Origin of the sequence: Caballeronia sp. BR00000012568055, assembly GCF_029439455.1 — a bacterium.
In the GTDB taxonomy this organism is placed as follows: domain Bacteria; phylum Pseudomonadota; class Gammaproteobacteria; order Burkholderiales; family Burkholderiaceae; genus Caballeronia.
This window is the reverse complement of sequence record NZ_JAQFVG010000366.1, coordinates 4,084-30,001: the sequence shown is the minus strand read 5'-3', so window position 1 is coordinate 30,001 and position 25,918 is coordinate 4,084. Positions and strand designations below refer to the sequence as shown.

Sequence of the window (25,918 nt, the reverse complement as noted above, 5' to 3'; positions counted from 1 at the left end):
AGTCTACGTGATGACCTCGCGCAATGTCACGCATCGCAAGCCTTCGTCGGCGATCTTCCGCAATACGATATCCAGCGCTTCGAGCGAGACGGGTTCGCCGGTGGCGTCGCGTGCGGGATGGCCGTCGTGGAGCAGAAGAATGTCGCGCGCGGCGAGTCCGCGTGTCAGACGATCGGCGATGACTTTTGCGTTGCGTTCACGCGTATCGAAGCCGCGTCGCGTCCAGCTTGCGAGTTGCAGGCCGAGCGCGCACAGCACGGGTTCGAGAAACGGATTGCGCAGTCCGGCCGGCGCTCGAAAGAACCTCGGCGTTACGCCCACGATTTCGCCGATCGTGTTCTGTGCCACTTCGATCTCCCGCCGCAATGCGCCCGGTCCCGACAGCGAAAAGTGATGCCGATGCCGCTGGCTATGGTTCTCCACCGCATGCCCGCGCGCGATGATCTGCTCGACGATCTCCGGATGCCTCTGCACACGCTCACCGATGCAGAAAAACGTCGCGCGCGCGGCGTGTCGATCGAGCAGATCGAGCATGCGGGGCGTGACTTCGGGATCGGGTCCATCGTCGATAGTGATGGCGATGCTCCGTTCCGCCGATTCGGGCAGCGTCAGCCAGTTGTGCCCGAGCAGCGTACTGCGCGGCCACAATCCCGCCGCCGTCAACGCCGCATGCGATGCCACCACGCCCGCCGCCGCCCACGGCCATGTCGCGGGCGAAACGGCCAGCGCCGCGACCGCGCCCGCGTGGACGGCGAGCGCGCCGGTAATCATCGGCGTGGGGCGATAGGGGCGCGGCGTGTTCATCGGGCGACGTTCCGCACATTCCGCTTCGGCGCGAGAATCGCGGAGAACAGCAGCGCGAGGATTGCGCCGGGACCGATCGTGAGGCCGAAGGTATGCAGCATCGGCACGCTCGAAAGCGCCAACAAACCAAAGCCCGCGACCGTCGCCAGATTGGCGATGACCAGCGATACCAACGTCTGCGGCGCGACAGCAGTCTGATCCGAATGCTCACGATAGTTGAAGAACAGCGCGTAATTCGAGCCGACCGCGACGATCAGCAACATGCCGATCAGATGCAGAATCGTGAGCGTTTTGCCCGCGACCGCCAAACCAGCGATCACCACGAGCACCGCGGCCACCAGCGGCGCGAGCGTGCGCGCGGCGCGAATCGGTGAACGCAGCGCGACGATCAGCAGTACGACAATCGCCGCGAATCCGCCGAGCGACAGGCGAATGTCCTCGCGCACGTAGTTCTGATAGAGCCGATCCGCTTCCGCTTTCATATCGACGAAAAGCGCGTCGGGGACGTGCGTTTGCGCGAGCGCCGCGCGGATTGTTTGCGCCTGAACATCGGTGCCTTCGGAGGCGCGCAGCGGGAGCATCGCGGTCCAGCGGCCGTCGCGTTCGGTCAGAAGCGAATCGACAGCCAGCGCCATCGACGTGCCTCGCAGATCGGCACGTTTGATCAACGGCTGCGCGCGCGCGGCTTCAGCATCGGCGATAAAGGGTTCGAAAGTGTCGGGCTTTAGCTGGATCGGCTGATCGCGCAGGGCTTCGGTCAAGCGTTCACGCAGAATGGGCGCATCGGGCAGGCTGGCGAGGCGCGCGCGCTGGGCGGCATCGCTCGGTAGATAGCGCGCGGGCGACTCGAAACCTGCGATCACGTGTTGATCGACCAAAGGCTGCAAGCGCTGCGCGAGCGTTTCGGCGCGTTCGAGTACCGCCTGCTCGCCCGCCGCCGATACCACCACCAGATAGCGCACGTCCGGCGCGCCGACATCCGCGCGCAGGCGTTCATCGAGATTCTGGCTGGCTTGCGATACCGGACTCAGCGCCGACAATTCCTGACTCCACAAGCCGTGACGCTGCACGAGCAAGACGACGATGGCCGCGATCAACAGCACCGCCAACGGCACGCGCAACCGCGATCCACGCGCGGCAAACCGTGCGAGCACGTTTCCAAGCCGCGAAACATCGCGGATAGCGAAATCAGAAGGCAGCAAATGCGGCAACACGAAGCGCGTGACGATGCCCGCCGTCGCCAGACCGACGATCGAATACAAGCCCAATTGCACGAGGCCCGGAAAACCCGAAAACAGCATCGACGCGAAACCGCAGATGGACGTCAGCACGCCGAGGCGGATGGTCGGCCAGAAGCCTGCGACCCATTCCTTCAGCGTCTCGCGCCGCTGCACGCCCGATGACTGCACGAACAGATAAATCGAATAATCGACGGCTTCACCGATCAACGTCGTGCCGAAACCGAGCGTCAGTCCATGCACCGTGCCGAACGCGAGACTCACGGCTGCGATACCCGCCGCGACGCCCGTGAGCACCGGCGCAAGGCCGAGCAGCAAAGTCGGCACCGAGCGATACACCGCCAGCAGCAACACCACGATCAACACGATGCTCGCGGTGGACAGCCATCGCACGTCGCGCATGATGGTGTCGCGGGTTTCGACGGCGAACACGCCGGGACCGGTCATCAGCAGGCGATACGGCGCGGCATCGCCGAATGCGTATCGAATCGCGGTGATGGCGCGGGCTTGCGCATCGGTATCGGAACCGGCAGCGGCGGTTTGCACCAGCAGCACCGCGCGATTGCCGTCGCGCGAGGACCAGACGCCATCGCGCATCGACGGTTGCGCGCCGCTGTCGAGTTGACTGACGAGCGCGGTCACTTCGCCGGTCGGATCGTGCGGCAGCAAATCTTTCGCCACCATCCCCGCCGATGACGTTAGCAGATCGAGACTGCCGCCGAGCGCATCATGCAGACCGGCGACGGTGAAATGCTCGGGCGTCACCGCCGGACTCAACTGATAGCGATGCGCATAAACGAAACGCTGATCGTTTTCCTGCGCGACCGGTTCGCCGTTATTGACGGCAGAGAACTGTTTATCGGCGCGCAAGGTCGCGGCCATCTTGCGCGACAGGTCGGCGCGTCCTTTCGAATCTCCGCCTTCGATACCCACGAGTATCAGCCGCGACACCAGACCATCGCGCAATTGCTCGACCAGCACGCGCTGCTGCTCGCTCGGCGTACGTGGCAAAAACGCCGACAAATCGGCCGAAAAATTCGCGCGCGCAATCACCGCCGCGCAGCACGCCAGCAAACACAGCCAGAGAAGGACGGCGGGCTGCCGGAATCGTGCGCGCATGCAGGCTTACTGGGCGGACGCGTCTTGCAAGCGCATCAGCGAGTGATCGCCGTCGGCTTGCTTGATTTCGACGCGCGTGAGCGAATCGCCGGTGCCGGCGAGAACAATCGATGCAACCTTCGCGACCATGCGCGAATCGGTGGGAATGAGTGTCATGGTCCACTCGTCGCCGTGGCCATCGACGGAAACTTTGTAGGCTTTTTCCAGTGCAAAGCGATTGCCCGCGAGCGTCGCCTGAATGCTTTCGATAAACGCGCCCAGTTCCGGATAGTTGCGCAGCGGAACGGTGGTTTTGTGGCCGTTGCGATCGACAGTAAGCATGTCGCCATCGACGACGAGGTTTTCAGGCTTCGGGCTGACGGTGTGCTTTTCCAGATGATCCGGCGCATTGAACACCAGTTCTCCTGACGATTCCAGCGGCTGCTGCGCGATCTTCAGATAACGCGTTTCGGTGAAATGCGCGCGGCCGGATTTCTTCGCGCCGAGCGTGTTCATCAGGCGGTCGAGCGTCCAGTTGTTCTCTGCGGCACGAGCCGGAGAAGCAACGGCAAAACACATAGCAAGCGCGGCTGCAATCAATCGCATAAGCTTAGGAATCCCTTGTAACTTGCAGACCACGCGTATCGGCACGAACGGTTTCGGATGCGCGATTGCCTTGCCAGAAGTCGAAATAGTTGAACCAGTTGTACGGTGCGATGCGGCAATAGTGCTCGAGCAGCGAGACATAGCGCGTCAGCGCGGCATCGACAGCGGCGGGGCGCTCGCGGCGTTCTATCGACGAGAAATCGGCCAGCGGTTCGAAGTGGATATCGTAGCGATTGCCACCGCGATACAAACCCGTCATAAAGATCACCGGACGCTTCAACACAGCGGCCATATGCAAAGGCCCGAGCGGAAACGCGGCGGGCGCGCCGAGGAAATCGCGTTCTTTCAGCGTGTCGCCGGCTTGTCGAAGCGTGCGATCCGCCAGCATGCCGACGAGACTGCCCGATTCGAGCCGCTCGCGCACCTTAAGCATGGCATCGACCTTGCCGAGACCGATCACGTCATGCTGCGCGGACGGATTCACGGCGGCGAGAATCGCGTTGATCTTGCGGGCATTTTCTTCGTACATCGTAATGGCGATGCGGATATGCGGCTGTGCGCGCCCGATCGCCCGCACCACTTCGAAACTGCCGAGATGCGCGCCCATCAGAAACGCGCCTTGTCCGTCGCTCAACGCGGCTTCCACATGTTCGACGCCGTGAATGCGGATATCGAATAAATCGAAACGTTCGTTGAGCAGATAAATCCGGTCATGAATGGTCGATGCAAACGAAAACACATGGCGATATCCATCGCGCCAGCCCGCATGCCGCCCGAGCGCGCGATTCAGATACGACCGCGACGCGCGCCGCGCCGATGGCGAAAACAGCACGAAATACGCGGTGATGAGGCGCAGCAACACGCGTCCCGCGCGACGCCCGAAACTCAGCGATATCCACGTCATAAAGCGCAGCAGCGCGAGATTGCTGCGTTCCTGGCGATCGGCCCAATCGTCGCGTTCCATGCGCGGGCTATCCTTTTGCGCCGATCGAACCGCTGGCGACCGCGCGTTCGCCCGCGCGGATCGTGAAGCGGATCGCGCCGCTTGCAGCGGATTCGAACGCGACGTCCAGCGTTTCGCCGGGCGACGCCGGACTCAAAAACTTCGCAGACTCGATCTTGCACGCATCGAACGATGTGCCGAGCGCGTGGCCAATCGCATCGAGCGCGTGATCGAGCAGCACCACGCCAGGCACGATCGGACGGCCCGGAAAATGGCCCGCCAGCGCGGGATGCGCGGCATCGATCGTAAAGCTCAGTGCGGCCTTTTTCGCGCGCTCCTGTTCGATCAGATGCGTCAGCACTTCGCGTGGCAGCTTGCCGGTGGCGTTGCGCGGCAGCGTATCGACGAACATCAGCGGGCGCGGCATAAAGGCGGCGTCGATCCGTTCGCGCAGGGCGCGCTGTACGTCCGCCGCGTTCAGTCCGGGCGCGACCACGAGCGCCATCAGGCGTTGCACTGCGTCGGCATCGCGCGAGTCGTCCGGCATGTAGAACACGCCATCGACCACGCCCGGCACCGCGTTCAGTTGATGATTCAGATACGCCAGCGAGGTGCGCTTCCCCGCGATATTGATCAGATCCGCCTTGCGTCCGTGCAGCAGGAAATGCGTATCGTCGATAAGTTCGAGCGCGTCGCCCATCGGCACGGGCACTTCGACGTGGCCGCCGGATGCCCACATGGTTTGACCGTCGCCATCGTCGTTGGCGTGTGGCGTGAACACGATGTCGGGGAACAATTCCCACGCCGCAGTCTGCGCGGTGCGGCGCGTCGCGATCTGGCCGGTTTCGGTGCTGCCGTAAATTTCCATCAGCGGCGCGTGCAGGCGCGCTTCGGTATCGACCGCGAGCTTTTCGGCGAGCGGCGCGGTGGCGGACAGCACGAGCGCCGCGCGCGGCAACGTGTCTTCGTTGGCGTCTGCATTGGCGGACAGGGCGCGCAGATGGATCGGTGAACTGACGAGCACGCGCCGTTCCGGCACGGCGGCAAGCTCCGCGCGGATATCGACCGGATAGAACGGCTGGCGATTGCTGAACGCGATGCCACCGAGCATCGCCAGCAGCACGGTCGATTCGAAGCCGTACATGTGCTGCGGCGGCACGGTGCCGATCAGCGTTGCCGGTTCGACATCGAGCAGGCCGAGCCGATCGGCAGCGGCGCGCACGTTCTTGACCAGAAAGCCCCACGTCTTGCGATGCGGCACCGGCGCGCCCGTCGAACCCGACGTGAACACGTAAGCGACAATCCGCGCGGCATCGATTTGCGGCACGGGTTCGTCTTTATCGTCACTATGCGACAGCGAGTCCGGATAACGGAAACGCGGCAGGTCGATCGCGCAATCGTCGTTATCGTGCAGACAGAAGGCGTCGGGCGCGAAGGAGGCCAGCGCGCGGACCATTTCCGGCGTGTGCGTCGATGGCAGCAGACTGGTTTTCCCGGCGACGAGCGTGGCGCACAGACTCACCGTGAAGCGATACCGATCCGCGCAGACATTGAACACGTGCCCGCCGTCCGGCAACGCCGCCGCGACGCGCCGCACATCCGCGAGAAACGCCCGCACCGATACGCGCTCGCCATTGCGCCATGCAATGGTCTGATCCGGCGAAGCATGGAAAACGAGCGGAAAAGTGGTTGGCATCTGAGTCACTGCGTGGAATTGGTGTAAGCGCGCACGGAATCGAGGATGCCTGATTGCTGCACGCCCGGCAGCGCGATCCGCCGGCACGCATATTCGCCGATGAACATCACCGCGACCAGCGGCAGCGCCAGATAATTGGCAAACGTGGACCACGTGACGATGGACGCCAGCGCAAACAAAGCCGTAGAAACCAGCGCAATACCGATAAAAAACGCGGTCCACGCCACCGTGACCCGCCGCGTATATCGCGCGATGCGCGGTTCCAGCGTGCCGTGAACCATGCGCGCGAACTGCGTCACCAGCGGTTCGCGGCCAGCGGCGAGCGTGCGCCCGAACATCCACGCGAGCGCGAGATTGAAGCACACGTGCTCCAGATAAAGCCCCCAGCCGAAATGCGCCGTAAGGGGCACGCGATAAAACCACAACGCGGCGCACACAATCGCCCACAACGGCAGGAGCCACACGCGGGCGGGCGAGCGCGCCGCGGCGCTCAGCGCGAACAACAGCACCGGCACGAGTACCAGTGCCAGTCCAAGCCCATGCTCACCGGGCGTCGAGACGGCGTGATGCGCGCCGATCTGATACGCGGCGATCGCCGCGACGCCCAGCGCCGCGCGGCAAACGGCGGCGGCGCTCATGCGCGCATCCCCGTCGGAAGAGTGAAACACTGATCGATCAACAACATGGCGTTTTGCGAGTTTTGCGAACGCTCGGTAGATGAACAAAAACTCGGCAGACGTGCTGCCGATGAGATTTGGGTTGCTTTGATTGTCGCGCGGGCGCGTCAGGCGGGTCTGTAACCGATTGTTTGACGATCTTACATTCGTCAGACCGCGGGATTCTACATGGGCGGCGGGTGCGCCAAGCGCGCAAACGGTATCGCCGGGTTTTCTCGAAAAACGCGAAACGAATTGGTGAATACGCCCGGTTACCTTTACTACTAGGCGTCCCAAGGGGGTTCGTCTAAAATTTCGCCACTGCAATAATCTCGAAAACAGGCAGCCGGCAGCGATCGGGGACGCGGCGCAGCAACTTTGCGACGAACTCTGCCACCCAACGCCCGCGCTGGTCCGCACACACGATGAATGAACTGGAAAGAGAGCTGGCCGCACTGATCGTCGCCGAACTGAACCTCGAGGATGTCGATCCGAAGGCGGTTTCGGCACAGACGCCGCTATACGAGGAAGGGTTCGGGCTCGATTCCATCGACATTCTGGAAATCGCCCTGCTGATTTCCAAGAAATACGGCTTCGAATTGCGTTCGGACAACCCGGACAATCAGAAGATCTTCGCCAGCTTAGGCGCGCTCGCCGCGCACGTGGCGGCGCATCGCACGCGCTGAAAGCTCATCGCTCGCCTGAAGCGGGCCATCGACGCGTTGTCACCTGAATGAAACCCGCTGCATCGAGACTGAAAAAAGACGCTCGTTTCGTCTGATGCCTTTCGATACAGCGCGCAACCGCAGCGGAGCACACGAATGACAGGAGCGACCACGCGATGCGCGCGCTCGTAACCGGCGGCAGCGGCGCAATCGGACAGGCGATCTGCAAGCGGCTGGCCGCCGACGGACACGAAGTCTGGGTGCACGCGAACGGCGGCATCGAGCGGGCCGAGGCTTGCGCGCGCGAAATCATCGCGGCGGGCGGCACGGCGCATGCCGTCGCCTTCGATGTCACCGATGCCGACGCCACCGAACACGCGCTTTCTCACATCCTGGAAAGCGGCCCGATCCAGATTCTCGTCAATAACGCCGGTATCCACGACGATGCACCGATGGCCGGCATGTCGCGCGCGCAGTGGAAACGCGTGCTCGACGTCACGCTCGACGGCTTTTTCAACGTGACGCAGCCGCTGTTGATGCCGATGATCCGCACGCGATGCGGGCGCATCGTGAATATGTCGTCGGTGTCGGGGCTGATGGGCAATCGCGGGCAGGTCAACTATGCGGCGGCCAAGGCCGGTCTGATCGGCGCGACGCGGGCGCTGGCGCAGGAACTGGCCTCGCGCGGCATCACGGTGAATGCGGTCGCGCCCGGCGTGATCGACTCGCCCATGCTCGGCGACGTGTTCACGCCCGAGCGCATCAAACAGCTCGTCCCGGCGCAGCGCGCGGGGCGGGCGGAAGAAGTCGCGGGCATGGTCGCGTATCTGGTGTCGGATGCGGCCGCGTATGTGACCGGACAGGTCATGTCCATCAATGGCGGTATTGCTTGAATTTGCGTGAGGAATACCTGATGAGCGAAGCGCAGCACAGCACTTTGGACGTGGCCGTGATCGGCGGCGGGCCTGCGGGTTCGACCGCCGCGACGCTGCTGGCGGATCGCGGATATCGCGTGCGGGTGTTCGAGAAGGCGCGGCATCCGCGCTTTCATATCGGCGAATCCTTGTTGCCGGCGAATTTGCGCTTGTTCGAGAAGTTGGGCGTGGCGGACGAAGTGCGCGCCATCGGCATGGTCAAGCTGGCGGCGGAATTCGTGTCGCCGCAGCACGGCAATCGCATGCAGCGCTTTTTATTCGCCGATGCGTGGGATAAGTCGATGCCGAGCGCGTATCAGGTACGCCGTTCCGAGCTCGATGAAATCCTCTTGCGTAACGCAGCGAAACACGGCGCGCAAGTGAGCGAAGGCTGCCGCGTACGCGATGTATCGTTCGCGGAAAATGGCCAGCACGCGACGCTCGTTGCCGAACACGACGATGGACGCAGCGAACAGATCAGCGCGCGCTTTATCGTCGATGCTTCGGGCCGCGATACCTTGCTCGCCAATCAGTTCAAAACCAAGCGCCGCAACGATCGGCACAACTCGTCGGCGCTGTACGGCCACTTCAAAAACGCGCAACGCAACGCGGGCGAGAACGAAGGCAATATCACTGTGTTCTGGTTCGAGCACGGCTGGTTCTGGTTCATCCCGCTAGCCGATGGCGCAACGAGCGTTGGCGCGGTCGTGTGGCCGGCGTATCTGAAGCAGCGTCCAAAGGGCACATCGGTGGAGGCGTTTTTCCGCGAAACGATCGCGCTGTGCGGACCATTGCAAGAACGTATGAAGGATGCCGAACTAATCAGCGATGTCCACGCCACCGGCAATTATTCGTACACCGGCGACATGACGCACGGCCCGAATTTCCTCTTGCTCGGCGATGCCTTCGCCTTCATCGATCCGGTCTTTTCCTCCGGCGTCATGCTGGCGATGCAAAGCGCGTTCGCAGGCGCGAAAGCCATCGACGCCGCCTTGTCGAATCCCGCGAAAACGCAAACTGCGCTCGCACAATTCGACCGCGAAGTACGCCACGGTCCGCGCGAATTCTCGTGGTTCATCTATCGCATGACCTCGCCGACCATGCGCAATCTTTTCATGGGACCGCGTAATCCGCTGCGCATGAAAGAAGCGCTGCTCTCGCTGCTCGCCGGCGATATCTTCGGCAAAACGCCAATCTGGCATTCGCTGCGCGCGTTCAAAAGCGTGTATTACATCGCCGCCGCGCTGGACTGGCGCAATTCGATGCGCGCGTATCGCATGCGGCGGCGCAATCTGAACGAAGCCGAACGCGCGGAGATGCAGGGCAATTGATGAGCAAGGTTTCGCACAAACGCGCGGCCATGACCGCGCTTCTCCTGACCAGCGCGTCCGCTTATGCCGACGACACCGCGCCGCCGCCGACCAAGCCGCTGTGGGAAATCGGCGTCGGTGCGGGCGTGGCGGCGTTTCCGCACTATCCGGGCTCGGATCAGACGCGCGCGTGGGCGTTTCCGTTTCCGTATATCGTCTATCGCGGCAAGTTCTTCAAGGCGGATCGCGACGGCGTGCGCGGCCAGTTTCTCGATACAGACCGCGTGAATTTCAATGTCAGCGTGCTCGGTTCGCTGCCCGTGTCCAGCCGCGATGACAACGCGCGCGCCGGCATGCCGGATCTGAAACCGACCATCGAAATCGGGCCATCGGTGGAGATTCACTTGTGGCGCTCCGCTTCGCGCGACATGCTGCTCGATCTGCGTTTGCCGACGCGTCTTGGCATCACGCTGGAGTCGTCGCCAAAAACGGTCGGCTGGCAGTTCACACCGAATCTGAACCTCGATATCGTCGATGTCGCCGGGGTATCGAACTTGCGTCTGGGCATGCTCGCCGGCCCGATGTTCGCGGATGGCAAATACGCCGCGCACTACTACTCGGTCGCGCCGCAATACGCCACCGCCGATCGCCCCACGTTCGATGCGGGCGGCGGATACGCAGGCGCACAAGCGCTGATTTCGATGTCGCGCCGTTTCTCGCGCTACTGGGTCGGCGCGTTCGTACGGTATGCGAATCTTTCTGGCGCGCATTTCGCCGATAGCCCGCTCGTGCGCCAAAAAAGCGCGTTGTCGGGCGGCGTTGCGGTGGCGTGGGTATTTGGTCAGTCATCCAAAATGGTGGCGAGCGATGAGTGACGCGCATCGCAAGCTCGATCATGCGGAAGGGCGCGCATCGCTGGAAGCGGTGTGGCAAACCTTCGCGTTCTATTTCGCGCTGATCGTGCTCGCGGTGATCTGTCTCGCGTGGTTTCCGTTTGCGTACTTGCTGCGTTTTTTGCTCAGCGCCAACGCCGGGCGTCGTGTCGGACGCGGCGTCGTGCAGCGCTTGTGGCATGCGTATTTCGCGATGCTGCGCGCACTCGGCGCGTGCCGCTTCGATCTCTCCGAACTCGATTCCTTGGCCGATCGCGGCGCGGTGATTCTCGCACCGAATCATCCCTGTCTGCTCGATGCGCTGTTGATCGCCTCGCGCGTGCCCGACACCTGCTGCGTGATGAAGGGCGATGTCGCGGGCAACGTGTTTTTAGGCCCCGGCGCGTTGCTGGCGGGGTATATCGTCAACGATTCACCGGTCGGGCTGATCCGCGCCGCCGTCGCCGAATTGCAGCGTGGCAGTCCGCTGCTGCTGTTTCCCGAAGGCACGCGCACGGAGAACGATTCCATCGGTCCGCTCAAAGGCGGTATCGCGCTGATTGCGGCGCGTTCGCAGATGCCGGTGCAGACGCTGATCATCGAAACGGATTCGGGTTTTCTGGGCAAGGGCTGGCAGGTTTTTCGCAAGCCGACATTGCCGATCACTTACCGCGTGACGCTCGGCCGCCGCTATGCGCCGCCTAAACGCGATCACGCTGCGTTGCAGGCTTTTATCGCTGAATTGCAGCGGTTTTATGCGGGTGAGCTGGAGCATCATCGTCCGCGTGGCGATCAGTAAGTTCATGCTTATGTCTCAGGCATCGTCCACGCATCTCGTGCTTATTCCGAGCTACAACCCCGGCGAAAAAGTCGATGACACCGTGCGCGCCGCGCGCGAGCAATGGAATCCCGTGTGGGTCGTCGTCGATGGCAGCAACGACGGCAGCGCCGAACGTCTGCAAAAAATGGCCGAAGCCGACGATGGCCTGCGCGTCATCGTGCTGCCGGAAAATCGCGGCAAGGGCGCGGCGATTCTCGCGGGTATCGACGAAGCGGCGAAGCTCGGTTACACGCACGCGCTGACGATGGACTCGGACGGGCAGCATCCGGCATCGCTGATTGGCTCGTTCATGCGGGCATCGATCGAATCGCCTGCGTCGATGATTCTCGGCAAGCCGAAATTCGACGCCAGCGCGCCGCAACTGCGCGTGCAAGGGCGGCGCATCTCGAACGGCTGGGCCAATCTCGAAACGTTGTGGATGGGCATCGGCGATTCGCTGTACGGCTTTCGCGTCTATCCGATCGCGCCGCTCGCGTCCGTCATGCGTCGCCAGCTCTTCATGCGCCGCTTCGACTTCGATCCCGAAGCGGTCGTGCGCTTATGCTGGCGCGGCGTGAAACCCATCAATCTCGATGCGCCCGTGCGTTATTTCACAGCGGAAGAGGGCGGCGTATCGCATTTCCATTACGGACGCGACAACGCGCTGCTGACGTGGATGCACTTGCGCTTGCTGATCGGCTTCGTGCTGCGTTTGCCGCTGCTCGCGTGGCGCCGTCTGGTCGCTCAATAAGCCGTTCGATAGGTCGTTCAATAAAGCGAAACGCCGTATGCGAACGTCGTCCGGTGCGCGCTAGAGCAAGCACCGCGCGTGTCCTACAATTTTTCTCGTCGTGGTGATCCGCCGGAGGCCTCATGGCACGCGCGCACGAGAAATATCAGCGGCTGATCGACGTCTGCAAGACCTTACCGCCGGTGCCGACCGCGGTCGCTCATCCGTGCGACCGCAGTTCGCTCGAAGGCGCATTGCAGGCGGCGGAACTCGGATTGATCGCGCCGATGCTGGTCGGCCCGGAAGCCCGCATTCGCGCGGTCGCCAGGGAATGCGGCCTGAACCTCGCCGGTCATCCCGTGATCGATGCGCCGCACAGCCACGCCGCCGCAGCCAGGCCCGTCGCGCTCGTGCACGAAGGCGCGGCCGAAGCGCTGATGAAAGGCAGCCTGCACACCGACGAACTGATGGCCGCCGTCGTCAAGCGCGATGGCGGATTGCGCACGGCGCGGCGCGTGAGCCATTGCTTCGTGATGGACGTGCCAGGTCAGGAGAACCCGTTCATCATCAGCGATGCAGCCATCAACATTGCGCCGACGCTGGAAGAGAAAGTGGACATTCTCCAGAACGCCATCGATCTGGGCCACGCGTTGCGCATGCAGGAAGTGCGCGTCGCGATTCTCTCGGCAATCGAAACGATCAACCCGAAGGTGCCATCGACGATAGAAGCGGCGGCATTGTGCAAGATGGTGGATAGAAAGCAGATCACCGGCGCGCTGGTGGACGGACCGCTTGCGCTCGACAACGCCATCGACCTCGACGCCGCGCGCACCAAGAAAATCGATTCGCCGGTCGCGGGGCGCGCGAATGTGCTGCTGGTGCCGAATCTTGAGGCGGGCAATATGCTGGCCAAGAGCCTCTCGTTTCTGGCCAACGCGGATGCTGCGGGCATCGTGCTTGGCGCGCGTGTGCCGGTCATTCTGACGAGCCGCGCCGATTCCGTGCTGACACGCCTGGCCTCGTGCGCCGTCGCAGCGATGGTGATCGACAAGCGCCGTCAGGATGCCGAAATTTCGGGGTAGGTCATGGCGAATATCCTTCTGGTGTTGAACGCGGGATCGTCGAGCATTAAATTCAGCGCATACGATGCCGACACCGACGATCTCCAGCTCGTCACGCGCGGACAAGTGGAAGGCCTGTTCAGCGCGCCACGCTTCGCGGCCTACAACGCGCGCGGCGAAAAGTCCGGCGAACACGCCTGGCGCACCGGCGACACACTCGAACATGCCGATGCCATCGCGCATATCAGCGCGTATTTGCGGGGACTGGGCGTGGGGCATCGGCTGAAGGCGGTGGGGCATCGCGTGGTGCATGGCGGGGCGCAATTCACGAAGCCGGTGATCGTCACGGAACATGTGCTCAATGAACTCGAACGGCTGACGCCGCTTGCGCCGCTGCATCAGCCGCACAATCTGAAGCCGATTCATATCATCGCGCAGCGTCACCCGGACGTGCCGCAGGTCGCGTGTTTCGACACGGCCTTCCACGCGACGCAACCCGAGGTCGCGAGCGCGTTCGCGTTGCCGGAATCGCTGACGCGGCGCGGCGTGAGGCGTTACGGTTTTCACGGTCTCTCGTACGAGTACGTATCGACGCAGTTGCCTAATTTGCCCAATTTGCCCGATGGCGCGCGCGGCCGCACGGTGGTCGCGCATCTGGGCAACGGCGCGAGTCTGTGCGCGCTCGATGCGGGCCGCAGTATCGCCACGACCATGGGCTTCACCGCGCTCGATGGCCTGATGATGGGCACGCGCTGCGGCAATCTCGATCCGGGCGTGCTGCTTTACATGATCGATGAACTGGGCATGAACGCGCGCGAAATCGAGGACGTGCTGTACCGGCAATCGGGCTTGCTGGGCGTATCTGGCTTGTCCGGCGATATGCGGACGCTGATCGCAAGCGAGGACTCGCGCGCGCGCTTTGCGATCGAGTTGTATGTGTATCGGATTGCGCGCGAAGCCGGGTCGATGATCGCGGCGCTGCGTGGCATCGATACGCTCGTTTTCACTGCGGGCGTCGGCGAGAATTCAGCCGATACGCGACGGCGCGTGTGCGAGCAACTGGCGTGGTGCGGTATCGACTTCGACGAACAGGCGAATGTGGCGCGCGGTCCGCGAATTAGTAAGGATACCTCGAAAGTCGGCGTATGGATCGTGCCGACGGATGAGGAGTTGATGATTGCGCGGCATACGCGCAATCTCACGAGCGTCACGAGAGGATAAGCCGCGCCTCCAATCCACCTTCATCGCGATTCCTCAACGTCAACTCCGCATCCATCGCTCGGGCAAGCTGGCGCGCGATCGCCAGCCCCAGACCCGTGCCGCCCGTCTGCCGATTGCGCGATTCCTCCAGCCGCACGAACGGCTCAAACACCGCTTCAAGCGATGCCTCCGGGATTCCCGGTCCGCGATCCAGCACGGACAAGCGCACACGTCCATTCACCTCAGCGCCGATATCGACGACAACCGGCGCATCGCCCGAATATTTGAGCGCGTTGTCCACCAGATTGCCGACGATGCGCCGCAACGCCTGCGGCCGCGTCACCATCGCGCGGCCGATACTGCCGCTCAACGACACGTCCATACCCGCATCGCGATAATCGTCCACGATGCTTTCGATCAGCGCATCCGGATCGATCCGCGCGGGCGCTTCCTGCGTGCCGTGCAGCGTGCGCGCGTACGTCACGCCTTCCTTGACCAGCGTTTCCATTTCCTTCAAATCCTGCTGCAAACGCGCGCCGGTCGCGCTGTCGTCCATCACATCGACGCGCAGACGCATGCGCGTGATCGGCGTCTGCAAATCATGCGTAATCGCCGCGAGAATCTGCATGCGCTGCTTCATATACATCGCGACGCGATCCTGCATTGCGTTAAAGGCTTTGGCCGCGCGGGCCACTTCGTCGGGTCCGCTTTCGGGCAGGCGTTGCGCTTTGAGATCGGGACCGAGTGCATCGGCGGCTTGCGCGAGTTGCTTCAGCGGACGTGTCGCGATGCGCACCGCGATCCAGCAGCACGCAGCCATCACCACAAGTTGCAGCACGAGCACGACGGGCAGCCAGCCGGACATCGGCGCGCCGGGCATCGGGCGCATATCGATGGTGAGCGGCGTGCCATCGGTCAGACGCAAGTGCACCTGAAAGCGCTCGGCATCGCCCGGTACGGCGTTCACGGTCAACGGATAACGCTTGCCGATGCCTTCTGCAATCGACTTCGCAAATCGTTCGGACAACACAGCATCGGGCGGCGTGCCGGTTACGCCAGGACCGAGGATGAACGTGTAGCTTCGACGCGCGAGCTTCGGCAGCCACTCGGCGCGTTCATCGGGCGGCAGATGATCGAGCAGGGCGACCGAACTCGTCACTTCGCGTTCGACATAGCCCGTCATCACATTGACCATGCTCTGATCGCGTTCGGTCATGGTGAGCCAGAACGACATGCCCTGCGCCAGCGCGATACCGACCACGAGAATCAGCGCAAGCCGCGCGAACAGCGTGCGCGGCCAGTGAAGGAACGCGGGCGCGTGCAGCACCGGCGTGTGGATCGTCGTACTCATTCGGCGCTCCCTTCAGGGGTTCCGCCAGGCGTCACCGCCGCGGAAAATACGTAGCCTTCGGAGCGCAGCGTCTTGATGTATCGCGGCTCGCGTGGTTCGTCGCGCAGACGTTGGCGCAAACGGCTGACGAGCAGATCGATGGAGCGATCGAACGGATCGGCCGCACGGCCTTGCGTGAGATTGAGCAATTGATCGCGCGTCAGCACGCGCTGCGGATGATCGAGGAACACGCGCAATAACCGATACTCCGCGCCCGATAACGCCACCATCGTGCCTTCGGCATCGAGCAAGTGACGCGCGGTGGTATCGAGTTTCCAGTCGCCGAAAACGAGCATTTGCGACGATTCGCTCACCTCCATTCCCGGCGGCAGCATGCGCGTGCGGCGCAGCACCGACTTGATGCGCGCCAGCAATTCGCGCACGGCGAACGGCTTCGGCAAATAATCGTCCGCGCCCATTTCGAGGCCGAGAATGCGGTCTGCTTCTTCGTTGCGCGCGGTGAGCATGAGGATCGGCGCGGTGCGGTATTTGCCCGCGCGCAATTCGCGGCACAGCTCCAGGCCATCTTCGCCCGGCAGCATCAAATCGAGCACGATCAGATCGGGCGCGCCGGTCTGTTCCAGCACCGCGCGCATCTGCCGCCCGTTCGCCGCCAGCGATACGCGCATGCCGTGCTTCTCCAGATACGTCGCCAGCAATTCGCGGATACCGCGGTCGTCATCGACGATCAATACGTGGTCGGTGGTTTCCATCGCATTCAGGTTCGCTTGCGTTTGATTGGGGTGGTTTTGGGTGTGAGAAGCAGGCATTGCACCGGATGCGCCAGTTCGGTCGCCAGTCCGCCGAACAGGAAGGCGGCGAGAGTCAGCATGCGTTTCATAAGACGTTCCGCTCGTTGGTATCGATGTGAGCTTTATAGCCCACGAAACGCCCGTGCGCGACCGATCCGACCGCCGTTTTGTATCTCAGTGTATCCGGCGTTTCGCGCGATACATAGCCTTTCACACGCGCCCGTTTTTCGACACAAGCGGGATACGCGCGCCGCGTCCAATGCGTGTCATGCCGATCCGACATCGGCCCAACTTTGCGAGAGGACATCGACATGCTCAAGAGCATCAGAAATATGGCGGCAGTCGCGGCGTGCGCGGTGGCGGCGGCGGGAAGCGTCAGCGCGGTGGCTGCATCGAACGACAATGCTGCGCCCGAATTCACCGGCATCGAAAAATGGCTGAACAGCGAGCCGCTCACGCTGAAGCAATTGCGCGGCAAGGTCGTGCTGGTGGATTTCTGGACGTACACGTGCCCGAACTGCATCAACACGCTGCCCGCGGTGAAGTCGTGGCATCAGAAGTACAAGGATCAGGGTTTGGTAGTGATTGGCGTGCATACACCCGAGTATCCGTTCGAACGCGATACCAGCAACGTGAAGCGCGCGCTCGAACGATTCGGCATTACGTATCCGGTCGCGCAGGACAACCGCTACGCGACGTGGGCCGCGTATCAGAACCGCTATTGGCCCGCGTTCTATCTGATCGATAAGCAAGGGAAAGTGGTCTACACGCATTTCGGCGAAGGCGATTACGCGCAGACCGAAGCGCAGATCAAGACCTTGCTGGCGCAGAAATGAGGTTTGTATCGCCGTGTATCTGGCTTTGTGTCGATACAAAACATTGCACAGCAGGCGGTGTTTCGAAACAAGGCAGATACATCGGGGGGTTCAAATGCATGCACACCGAAACACCTAATCAACAGAGGCAAATCAATCATGTTCAAGAAGATCTTTACCGCAGCTATTTTGGCTACATCAGCCGCCACGGCATTCGCAAGTAGCGGATACGGCCCCGCGCCGCATTACAACCCGATCGAAGGCGCGCCGGCATCGCAGCGCGGCGTGAGTGCGCAGACCATTCGCACTGAAAGCGCGCAGGCCTACGGCGGCATGAGCGATACGACATCGCAATCGGGCGGACATGTCACGCAGACAAGCGGCCCCGGCTCGCTGTTCGCGCATCACTAAATCATTCATCGCATTATCAAAGGATCAAACCATGACCACGCAAATCGACACCGTTCTCTACACCGGCAAAACCCACGTCACCGGCGGCCGCGACGGCTCCGCGCGCAGTTCCGATGGCCGACTCGACGTCAAACTGACGCCGCCCGGCGCGCAGGGCAACGGCACCAATCCCGAGCAAATGCTGGCCGCTGGCTGGTCAGCGTGTTTCATCGGCGCGATGACCAAGGCGGCGGCGAAGTTCCAGACACGTCTTCCCGCCGATACCTCCGTCGATGCCGAAGTCGATCTCGGCACCGCCGATGGCGCGTACTTCCTGCGCGCGCGGCTGAACGTGACGCTGCCGGGCATCGAACGCGATATGGCGGAAAAGATCGCGGCGCTCGCGCATCAGACCTGCCCGTATTCGAAGGCGCTGACGGGCAATATCGATATCACCATCACAGTTCTTTGAAGGAAACACGCGCCGCAGCGTAGACTTGCTGCTCGTCTTTTTACGCACGCGGCGCGCGTTTCTCATGGATCGAATCGATGCGATGAAAGTCTTCGTCGCCATACTGGACGAAGGCAGTCTGGCAGGCGCGGGGCGGCGGCTCGGGCGTTCGCCCGCCGCCGTGAGCCGGGCCATCGCGTTTCTGGAAGCGCATACGGGCACAGCGCTTTTGCATCGGACCACGCGGACCATCAAGCTGTCCGAGGCGGGCGAGCGTTATGCCATCGCGTGCCGGCGCATTCTCACGGACCTCGAAGAAGCGGACTTGTTGATTGCGCACGAACGCGCCGCGCCGCGCGGCTTGCTGACGATCACCGCGCCCGTCGCCGCTGGCGAAGACCTGCTAAGGCCGATGATCGAAGCATTCATCGATCAATATCCGGCGGTCTCGGTGCGGCTGCAAATGCTCGATCGGCCCGTCAGTCTGATCGATGAAGGCATGGACGTGGCGCTGCGCATCGCGCATCTGACGGACTCGACGCTGGTCGCGATTCCGGTCGGCGAGATACGGCGCGTGATCGCGGCAGCGCCTGCGTATCTCGACGCGCATGAAGTGATCGAAGAACCGGGCGATCTCGCCGCGCATCAAATCATTTCGATGACGCATTTCGGCCTCGATTCGTGGAGCTTTCCGCCGTCGAACGCGACGGGCATTCCGCACGTGGTGCAGTTCACGCCGCGCTTTATCGTCAATACGATTCGTGCGGCGGTGGCGTCCGCCGTGGAAGGGCGCGGCGTGACGCGGCTGTTTTCGTATCACATTGCGCGGGAAGTAAAGGCGGGCGCGCTGCGCGTGGTGCTGCCGGATAGCGAGCATGCGCCGCTGCCGGTGAATTTGCTGACGCCGCACGGACGGCTTGCGGTGCCGAAAGTGCGTGCATTCGTCGATTTCGTCGCGCCGCGTCTGCGGCAGCATTTCGACGAACTCAGCCTCGATTCAACCGATTAGCGGAAGATTATCTTCCGAATCATGCCGATTCCCTCGCGTAACGATCGAAATTAGACTGAACTCCGTGGATCAACACGGAGGATGTATGAGTCACGCGGTAATTGATCGGTCGAATGCGCTGCACGTCAAACCGAGCAGCTACGCCGAACGCAACGCGCAGCACTGGAAACGCAATCTGATCGTCTGCGCGTTCGGATCGTTTACGACGCTGGTGAGCCTGAGCATGTTGCTGCCGTTTTTGCCGCTGTACGTGCGGCAGCTTGGCGTGGAATCGCAGGCATCGGTGATTCAGTGGTCGGGCGTCGCGTTCGGCGCGACGTTTCTCGGCACCGCCGTCACCGCGCCGCTGTGGGGCAGACTCGCCGACAAGTTCGGCAGAAAGCCGATGCTCGTGCGCGCCGCCGTCGGCATGGCGATCGTGATGTCGCTGATCGGCGTCGCGCATTCGGTGCAGCAACTCGTGGTGCTGCGATTGATCGCGGGGCTGATCGGCGGATACGCGTCGGCATCGACGGTGATGGTCGGCACGCAGGCGCCGCGCGAACGGGCGGGCTGGGCGCTCGGCATCCTTTCGACGGGCGCGCTTGCGGGCAATCTCACCGGGCCGCTGATTGGCGGCTTGCTGCCGGGCTGGATCGGCATACGCGGCACGTTTTTCGCGGGCGCGGCGATGATCGCGGTGGCGGCGCTGCTGACCATTTTCATCGTCAAGGAAGACTTCCATCCCGGCGATGCGAAACAGCGGCGCGTCACCGGCCACGCATCGACAACGGCGCGCACGCACTATGGCGTGATCGCCGCGCTGCTCGTCACTGCGATGATGGTGCTGCTCGCCAACATGTCGATCGAGCCGATCATCACGGTGTATATCGGCGGATTGGGCGTGGCGGGCGATCACGTCGCGCGGATCGCGGGCGTGGTGATGGCGTGCTCCGCGCTCGGCAGCATGTTGACGGCGGCGAGGCTCGGCGCGCTGGCGGATCGCATCGGCGCGTGGAACGTGATTGTCGGATGCCTGCTGCTGACCGGTATCGCGATGATTCCGCAGGCCTTCGTCACGCAGTGGTGGCAGCTCGCCGCGCTGCGCATGCTGATGGGCATGACGCTCGCCGGTTTGCTGCCGTCCATCTCCAAACTCGCGCGCAACGCGGTCGAAGAACATCGCACCGGGCAAATGCTCGGCTATCTGCAATCCGCGCAGTTCAGCGGACAAGTGGTGGGACCGCTGATCGGCGGACAAATCGGCGTGACGCTCGGTCTGCACTCGGTATTCTTTGTCACGGGCAGCTTGCTGATCGTCTGCGCAGGGCTTGCGCAATGGGCGCGCACGCGGGACGTTTAAGCTGCATTTAAGTTTTGCGCTTTACGGTAGCCCGCTCTTTCCGCCTGCCTGAGTGCCTTTTCGATGACACTTGCAACGCCAACCATGACGCGTCACTGAACGCGTCATGGTCCGATTCCATCTTCTTCTCTTCATTCTGCTGTTCGCGAGCTTCGTGCCTGCCATCGTGCAGGCCAAGCGCATTGCGTCCAAACCGACCGTGTCTTCGCGCGCGGCTATCGCTATCGATCTGAGCACGGGGCGCACGCTTTACCAAAAGCACGCGGATCAGCGCATGCCGATTGCATCGCTTACCAAGCTGATGACCGCGATGATCGTGCTCGATTCCAAGCGCTCACTCATCCGCCCCGCACGCATTACCGATGCCGACGTCGATCGCCTGAAGTGGTCGAGTTCGCGCCTGCCCGTCGGCTCGCTGCTGCTGCGACGAACGATGCTGCATATCGCGCTGATGTCGTCGGAGAATCGCGCGGCGTTTGCGCTGAGCCGCGATTATCCGGGCGGCCGTCCGGGCTTCGTGCGCGCGATGAATCGGACAGCGAAGCGTTTGCATATGACGCGATCGCATTTCGTCGATCCAACCGGTCTGTCGCCGCATAACGTATCGACGGCGCGCGATCTCACGCGGCTGGCGCGCGCGGCGTATCGCTATCCGACGATCCGCGATTACGCGACGTCGCATCAAAAGCTCGTGCTCGGCGGCGATGGCCCGTTGATGTATCACAACACCGATCCGCTGGTGTATCGCGCGTCATGGCGTGTGGCCTTGCAGAAGACCGGCTTCACGAACGAAGCGGGGCATTGCCTCATCATCATCACGATGGTGCGCGGGCATCCCATGTTGCTCGTATTTTTAGGCGCGCCGAACGCACACGCGCACTTTCAGGACGCAGTGAATGTACGAAGCTGGCTGCTCAAACGATGAACACACCGCTCCTTGTCTGCGTACTGATTGCATTGCTGCTGCTGGCGTCGTGCTCGCAGGACGATCGCATGTTCGCCATGACGCCGGTGTTCAAGACGCTCACGGACGCGGATGAACCGACCGTCGCCGCGTGCATTGCATCGCGCTGGAAAAGCGGCACGCGCGACTTCAGCCGAATCGACGATGGCAACGTGATTCGCCTGCGCGCGCAGACCTTTTTCGACGGCGTGAGCATCGGCGTGCGCGTGCAGCCGGCCGCGGGCAAAACGCGTATCGAGTATTTCGAACGCCGATATGCCGACCGCATTTATATCCAAATGATTCGAGGCTGCGTGCAGGATTCGATGCCGAAATAAACGCGCGTCTTTCGTTGTACGTTTATTTCACCGCCGAAATTGCTGCGACGAGAATCCTTCGCTATACATGGCATGAAACGCTCGGGAGACGATGTCATGCGTGCAAGGCTCGGAGTATGGGTGTCGGCAGCGGTCGTGTGTTTCATCGTTCATGCCGATGCAACAGCGGAAACCGAACAGGCGCAGCAGCGGCAGACCGCGCGCGGCGTGCGTCAGGACACGCGTCAGCATGCGCGGCAGACCAAACAGAACTGCGTGGTTTCGAATCAACAAAGCAATGCGAGTTGCCGGCAGGACAAGCGCGGCACCAAGCAGCAAGGAAGAGAAGTGGCGCGCGATATCAAATACTGAGCAAGTACTGAAAAAGTACTAAGCGCGCGCCGCTTTTTTCAGGCCTTTTTGACGAATTCCGATTTCAGGCTCATCGCGCCGAAGCCATCGATTTTGCAATCGATATCGTGATCGCTATCGACCAGACGGATATTTTTCACTTTGGTGCCCATTTTGATGGTGCCGCCTGAACCTTTAAGCTTCAGATCCTTGATGACGGTCACGGTGTCGCCGTCTTGCAGGATATTGCCTGCGGAGTCTTTATAGATGCGTCCGGCGGGTTCGTTCGGGGCGGCGGAATCTGCGCTCCATTCGTGCGCGCACTCCGGGCAAATGAACAGGCCGCCGTCTTCGTAGGTAAAGGCCGACTGGCAGTTGGGGCAGGGGGGAAACGTACTCATCGTGCTATCCGCGTGTTGCTGTGGTGTCAAGGCGCGGAAGTATAGCGGGTGCTGAGACAGAGATGATGTTCTACGTCAAGCCGGAGTTTCACGGGGCATTCGTGCCCGACGTCGGTTAGATATTCGATGCCGTCAGTTGCCGTCAGTCTCGGGGCGTTCTCGATCGCGCCACGCATAACGCACAAACGAAAACCCCGACCACGACCCCGGCAACGAAGCAAGCGGCATGAGTCAGGATGCTTAGCATTGTTTTTGTCTTCCTTGGCTTAAGGTGATGCAGCAGCGCGCTACTCTAGCGCTTAACTGATGCGGCCGGTAAAAAGAAACGCGCTTGGAAAGAAATACAACGCCTCGTTTCAAGGGCGTTTCATGTGCGTGTCAGACGCCATCGCCATAACCCCGCCTGAGCGCGCCCATGCACGGGAATGGTCCGCGCGCTTCGCAATTCATAGCCGATAAAGTCCAGAATTCTGACCGATTCGTGCACCTCGATAAATATCTCTACGGTCTCGCCCGGATGAACAGGCGTCGCGTTGGGCGTGCTGTGGACATCGCTGTGACCGGCTTTGTCGGTGAGCGTATAGCGCAAATTGCCGATTCCCAAGGAAACATCGGCGCGATTCGATAAGTGCACGGAAAGATGCCGTCCTCCCGTCAGCTTCACGCTCTTGACCACTAGTTCTTCTGTCATTTCGAATTCAATTGATACACCTTGGCTGCATCGTCGTTATCGTCGATGACCAAAATGCGGCGCGCAACGATTGAACCACGATTCCATGACTGCGCGAAGGCGCGTATGACGGACCTCAGTCGGAACACAAGCGGGAACACAATCGCCCGCAACGTTAAAATGCGGATACTTCAGCTTTACGAGGGTTCTATGGAAGTCATGCTTGAACGTCTCTCGGAATCGGTGGCTTCGGCGCAAAGCCTGCAACAGCTTGCGCGTCCACTGCTCGAGATGCTCGAAATCGTCACCGGACTGGAGTCGGTCTATCTCACGTCGATCGATGAAACCGCAGGCATCCAATCCGTCGATATTGCACGCAATTCCGGCGAATTGACCATTCCCGAAGGCCTCGAAGTACCGTGGTCCGACACGCTCTGCAAGCGCTGTATCGACGAAGGGCGACGCTTCACGTCCAACGTCAGCGAAATCTGGGGCGACTCCAAAGCGGCCAAAGCGCTGGGCATCGAGACCTACGCCAGCGCGCCGGTATGCGCGAGCAACGGCGCGATCATCGGTACGCTGTGCGGGGCGAGCAAACGCAGCAAGAGTATCGGACCGCGGGCGCGCAGTGCGCTCAATCTGTTCTCGAAGATCATCGCCCAGCATATCGAGCGTGAACGCTTGCTCGAAGAAGTGCGACGCTCCAACGAATACCTCGCGAAATACGCGCTGACCGACTCGCTCACCGGCCTGCCGAACCGCCGCGCGTTTCAGGACGAGCTCGGCCGCTTGCTGGCGCGCGCCGCACGCGACGGCTCCTATGTGATCGTCGGCATGATCGATCTGGACGATTTCAAGTCGATCAACGATGAACACGGCCATGTGATCGGCGACAGCTTGCTTAAAAGCTGCGCGCAACGCATGTCCGCCGTGACGCGCGATACGGACATGCTCGCGCGCATCGGCGGCGATGAATTCGCGTTCGTCGGCCCAGCATCGGGCGATCCGGACGAGGCGAATCGCGCGGTCGAACAACTTCGCCAGCGCATGATCGATGCAACCGCCGGAGAATTCCGCTCGGGCAGCACCGCGTTCGATTATCAAGGCTCGAGTGTCGGCGCGGTGGCCGTGCGCTTCGTCAGCCGCGATCAGGCCATCGCGCTCGCCGATGCAGCGATGTACGACAACAAACGCGAGCGCAAGCTCATGGAAAGCGGGCCGCAGCGCTGAAGCGAGGGCGCGCATTTTGGGAAGGCGTATCGAATCGTGATACGCCAGGGCGCGCCTTTCGATCCGCCGACTTGAATTCGCCCGCAAATCCGTTCCGACGGGCATGCTGAATCGATCTTCACAACCCTGCATCGGGACAAGATCGATATGGAAACAACACTGCTCGCAGCGACATTGTCGATTGGGGACGTCATCTTCATTCGAGTCGGCGTGCGGCTTTTTCGTGAAGTCGCCACCGCGACCGGATCGTGGACCAATCACGTCGGTATCGTGGTGGAGAACGCGAACGGGCGCGTGGCGATTGCGGAGAGCACATTTCCGTTCAGCAGTATCACGACGCTTGACCGCTTTCTGGCGCGCTCGGAGGGCGGGCGCGTGGCAGTCGCCCGGTTGAATCGAACGCTGACTGCTGGCGAAGAGACGCGGCTGATAAACGCCGCTCGTGGCCGCGTGGGAATCTGGTACGACACGGGCTTCGATCTGCATTCGCGTCGCCAATTTTGTTCGCGCTTCGTGCATGAGGTGCTTGCGGAAGCCACTGGGCTTGCGGTGGGAGAAGCGCAGCGCTTCGATGAACTGCTCGCGCAGCAACCGGCCGCGGCGCTCGGATTCTGGCGGCTCTGGTATCTCGGGCGAATTCCGTGGCAGCGCCAAACAATCACGCCGGCAAGCGTGCTCGGCAGCCCACATCTCGACATACTTTTCGATGGGACCGTGTCGGCTTCGAATTAAAGCGATCGGAGTCAGTGCTACAGTGCGCCGTCTTGCTTCGATCGAGATTTACGTAGCACGGGCGAGACGGTGCGTGTGCGGAGCGTATTTAACCGCCACATTAAAAATTGATAATTAACATTATGTCCAATTATAGATTGTCAGGCATGTGGGGGCAGACATTCCTGCCTCTAAAGCAACCGCCTTTCCTGCGCCCTTCGTTCTTCTTGCACATCCCGTCGCTCTTTGGGCGGCGAAAAAAGAATATTCACCACGGCAAGCAAGCCAAGCCCGATCACCGCAAACAAGGTAAGCGCAGCGATCAATATGACGACGAGGTTCATTTGGCGCTCGCAATTGAGAAGGAAGCGATCACACATCGAAAACAGTGCGACTGCGGGCATGCTCACCTCATGCTTAGGATATCGAACATTTCTCGGCTGACGCTCGCCTTGGTCCTCATACGAATCAAGTCAAACGATCGTTCGTTTGAGTTATCGATTGCGGGTTTGCAAATCTCTAACGAAGGCTAA

30 protein-coding genes are annotated in these 25,918 nt (G+C 61.8%); 18 read left to right on the top strand and 12 right to left on the bottom strand.

From position 1 onward, the window contains the following. Positions 1–3 precede the first annotated feature (3 nt). The 6 genes from P7F28_RS33585 to P7F28_RS33560 are packed head-to-tail and all read right to left on the bottom strand — an operon-like array spanning position 4 to position 7,023. Positions 4–804, bottom strand: a complete 801-nt coding sequence (locus tag P7F28_RS33585) for a polysaccharide deacetylase family protein (protein WP_277189685.1) — start codon at positions 802–804, stop codon at positions 4–6. Then, positions 801–3,161 (bottom strand): MMPL family transporter, encoded by a 2,361-nt coding sequence (locus tag P7F28_RS33580; RefSeq protein WP_277189684.1) that lies wholly within the window; start codon positions 3,159–3,161, stop codon positions 801–803. Before P7F28_RS33580 ends, P7F28_RS33585 begins: the two co-directional genes overlap by 4 nt. 6 nt (positions 3,162–3,167) lie before the next feature. Next, on the bottom strand, positions 3,168–3,746 hold the full coding sequence (locus tag P7F28_RS33575) for a LolA-related protein (protein WP_277189683.1): 579 nt from the start codon (positions 3,744–3,746) through the stop codon (positions 3,168–3,170). 4 nt (positions 3,747–3,750) lie between these two features. Further along, positions 3,751–4,710: an acyl-CoA synthetase gene (locus tag P7F28_RS33570; RefSeq protein WP_277189682.1), complete on the bottom strand. Its 960-nt coding sequence runs from the start codon at positions 4,708–4,710 to the stop codon at positions 3,751–3,753. 7 nt (positions 4,711–4,717) lie between these two features. Beyond that, a complete protein-coding gene (locus P7F28_RS33565) occupies positions 4,718–6,385 on the bottom strand; it encodes an AMP-binding protein (protein ID WP_277189681.1) in 1,668 nt (555 codons plus the stop codon). 5 nt (positions 6,386–6,390) lie between these two features. Beyond that, positions 6,391–7,023 (bottom strand): hypothetical protein, encoded by a 633-nt coding sequence (locus P7F28_RS33560; RefSeq protein ID WP_277189680.1) that lies wholly within the window; start codon positions 7,021–7,023, stop codon positions 6,391–6,393. A gap of 443 nt (positions 7,024–7,466) precedes the next feature. Here P7F28_RS33560 and P7F28_RS33555 point away from each other — a divergent pair, with 443 nt between their 5' ends. The 8 genes from P7F28_RS33555 to P7F28_RS33520 all read left to right on the top strand — a co-directional run bounded on the left by P7F28_RS33555 (position 7,467) and on the right by P7F28_RS33520 (position 14,634). Beyond that, a complete protein-coding gene (locus P7F28_RS33555) occupies positions 7,467–7,727 on the top strand; it encodes a phosphopantetheine-binding protein (protein WP_277189679.1) in 261 nt (86 codons plus the stop codon). A gap of 155 nt (positions 7,728–7,882) precedes the next feature. Then, entirely contained in the window at positions 7,883–8,599 is a 717-nt protein-coding gene (gene fabG / locus P7F28_RS33550; protein WP_277189678.1) for a 3-oxoacyl-ACP reductase FabG, read from the top strand. 20 nt (positions 8,600–8,619) lie between these two features. Further along, the gene (locus tag P7F28_RS33545; protein ID WP_277189677.1) at positions 8,620–9,951 is read left to right on the top strand and encodes an NAD(P)/FAD-dependent oxidoreductase; all 1,332 of its coding nucleotides are present in this window, start codon (positions 8,620–8,622) and stop codon (positions 9,949–9,951) included. A gap of 29 nt (positions 9,952–9,980) precedes the next feature. Next, positions 9,981–10,805: a MipA/OmpV family protein gene (locus P7F28_RS33540; RefSeq protein ID WP_277189676.1), complete on the top strand. Its 825-nt coding sequence runs from the start codon at positions 9,981–9,983 to the stop codon at positions 10,803–10,805. Then, positions 10,798–11,601 carry a 1-acyl-sn-glycerol-3-phosphate acyltransferase gene (locus P7F28_RS33535; protein WP_277189675.1) on the top strand — a complete coding sequence of 268 codons (804 nt, stop codon included), beginning with the start codon at positions 10,798–10,800 and terminating at the stop codon, positions 11,599–11,601. Before P7F28_RS33540 ends, P7F28_RS33535 begins: the two co-directional genes overlap by 8 nt. A 4-nt stretch (positions 11,602–11,605) precedes the next feature. Continuing rightward, positions 11,606–12,373 carry a glycosyltransferase family 2 protein gene (locus P7F28_RS33530; protein ID WP_277189674.1) on the top strand — a complete coding sequence of 256 codons (768 nt, stop codon included), beginning with the start codon at positions 11,606–11,608 and terminating at the stop codon, positions 12,371–12,373. Positions 12,374–12,495: 122 nt separating this feature from the next. After that, on the top strand, positions 12,496–13,434 hold the full coding sequence (locus P7F28_RS33525) for a phosphate acetyltransferase (protein WP_277189673.1): 939 nt from the start codon (positions 12,496–12,498) through the stop codon (positions 13,432–13,434). 3 nt (positions 13,435–13,437) lie between these two features. Further along, positions 13,438–14,634 (top strand): acetate/propionate family kinase, encoded by a 1,197-nt coding sequence (locus tag P7F28_RS33520; RefSeq protein WP_277189672.1) that lies wholly within the window; start codon positions 13,438–13,440, stop codon positions 14,632–14,634. On the opposite strand, the gene P7F28_RS33515 is transcribed toward P7F28_RS33520, so the two are convergent. From P7F28_RS33515 to P7F28_RS33505, 3 genes are read right to left on the bottom strand one after another with little or no spacing between them, the layout of a single operon-like run. Beyond that, positions 14,621–15,964, bottom strand: a complete 1,344-nt coding sequence (locus P7F28_RS33515) for a HAMP domain-containing sensor histidine kinase (protein WP_277189671.1) — start codon at positions 15,962–15,964, stop codon at positions 14,621–14,623. The genes P7F28_RS33520 and P7F28_RS33515 overlap by 14 nt on opposite strands. After that, positions 15,961–16,716 carry a response regulator gene (locus P7F28_RS33510; RefSeq protein WP_277189670.1) on the bottom strand — a complete coding sequence of 252 codons (756 nt, stop codon included), beginning with the start codon at positions 16,714–16,716 and terminating at the stop codon, positions 15,961–15,963. Before P7F28_RS33510 ends, P7F28_RS33515 begins: the two co-directional genes overlap by 4 nt. 5 nt (positions 16,717–16,721) lie before the next feature. Beyond that, positions 16,722–16,844, bottom strand: coding sequence for a hypothetical protein (locus P7F28_RS33505; protein ID WP_277189669.1), 123 nt, complete (start codon positions 16,842–16,844; stop codon positions 16,722–16,724). Between the two features lie 222 nt (positions 16,845–17,066). Between P7F28_RS33505 and P7F28_RS33500 the strand changes: the two genes are divergently transcribed. The 8 genes from P7F28_RS33500 (at position 17,067) to P7F28_RS33465 (ending at position 22,394) form a co-directional block, all read left to right on the top strand. After that, positions 17,067–17,591: a thioredoxin family protein gene (locus P7F28_RS33500; protein ID WP_277189668.1), complete on the top strand. Its 525-nt coding sequence runs from the start codon at positions 17,067–17,069 to the stop codon at positions 17,589–17,591. A gap of 138 nt (positions 17,592–17,729) precedes the next feature. Next, entirely contained in the window at positions 17,730–17,981 is a 252-nt protein-coding gene (locus P7F28_RS33495; RefSeq protein ID WP_277189667.1) for a hypothetical protein, read from the top strand. 31 nt (positions 17,982–18,012) lie between these two features. Beyond that, a complete protein-coding gene (locus P7F28_RS33490) occupies positions 18,013–18,432 on the top strand; it encodes an organic hydroperoxide resistance protein (RefSeq protein ID WP_277189666.1) in 420 nt (139 codons plus the stop codon). A 64-nt stretch (positions 18,433–18,496) separates the two neighbouring features. Continuing rightward, on the top strand, positions 18,497–19,420 hold the full coding sequence (locus P7F28_RS33485; protein ID WP_277189665.1) for a LysR family transcriptional regulator: 924 nt from the start codon (positions 18,497–18,499) through the stop codon (positions 19,418–19,420). Positions 19,421–19,505: 85 nt separating this feature from the next. After that, positions 19,506–20,762: an MFS transporter gene (locus P7F28_RS33480; RefSeq protein ID WP_277189664.1), complete on the top strand. Its 1,257-nt coding sequence runs from the start codon at positions 19,506–19,508 to the stop codon at positions 20,760–20,762. 106 nt (positions 20,763–20,868) lie between these two features. Then, complete coding sequence (locus P7F28_RS33475; RefSeq protein WP_277189663.1) at positions 20,869–21,687, top strand: serine hydrolase; 819 nt, start codon at positions 20,869–20,871, stop codon at positions 21,685–21,687. Then, positions 21,684–22,043: a hypothetical protein gene (locus P7F28_RS33470; protein ID WP_277189662.1), complete on the top strand. Its 360-nt coding sequence runs from the start codon at positions 21,684–21,686 to the stop codon at positions 22,041–22,043. Before P7F28_RS33475 ends, P7F28_RS33470 begins: the two co-directional genes overlap by 4 nt. 96 nt (positions 22,044–22,139) lie before the next feature. Beyond that, positions 22,140–22,394 carry a hypothetical protein gene (locus P7F28_RS33465; RefSeq protein ID WP_277189661.1) on the top strand — a complete coding sequence of 85 codons (255 nt, stop codon included), beginning with the start codon at positions 22,140–22,142 and terminating at the stop codon, positions 22,392–22,394. Between the two features lie 38 nt (positions 22,395–22,432). On the opposite strand, the gene P7F28_RS33460 is transcribed toward P7F28_RS33465, so the two are convergent. Together P7F28_RS33460 and P7F28_RS33455 are read right to left on the bottom strand one after the other, a co-directional pair. Next, complete coding sequence (locus P7F28_RS33460) at positions 22,433–22,774, bottom strand: zinc ribbon domain-containing protein YjdM (protein ID WP_277189660.1); 342 nt, start codon at positions 22,772–22,774, stop codon at positions 22,433–22,435. A gap of 367 nt (positions 22,775–23,141) precedes the next feature. Continuing rightward, positions 23,142–23,465 (bottom strand): hypothetical protein, encoded by a 324-nt coding sequence (locus tag P7F28_RS33455; protein WP_277189659.1) that lies wholly within the window; start codon positions 23,463–23,465, stop codon positions 23,142–23,144. Between the two features lie 189 nt (positions 23,466–23,654). On the opposite strand from P7F28_RS33455, the gene P7F28_RS33450 reads away from it, so the two are divergent. Both P7F28_RS33450 and P7F28_RS33445 read left to right on the top strand, forming a co-directional pair. After that, complete coding sequence (locus P7F28_RS33450) at positions 23,655–24,674, top strand: sensor domain-containing diguanylate cyclase (RefSeq protein WP_277189658.1); 1,020 nt, start codon at positions 23,655–23,657, stop codon at positions 24,672–24,674. A 147-nt stretch (positions 24,675–24,821) separates the two neighbouring features. Beyond that, positions 24,822–25,406 carry a YebB family permuted papain-like enzyme gene (locus tag P7F28_RS33445; protein WP_277189657.1) on the top strand — a complete coding sequence of 195 codons (585 nt, stop codon included), beginning with the start codon at positions 24,822–24,824 and terminating at the stop codon, positions 25,404–25,406. A gap of 170 nt (positions 25,407–25,576) precedes the next feature. Here the strand turns inward: P7F28_RS33445 and P7F28_RS33440 are convergent, their stop codons facing one another. After that, positions 25,577–25,789, bottom strand: coding sequence for a hypothetical protein (locus P7F28_RS33440; protein ID WP_277189656.1), 213 nt, complete (start codon positions 25,787–25,789; stop codon positions 25,577–25,579). Positions 25,790–25,918 lie beyond the last annotated feature (129 nt).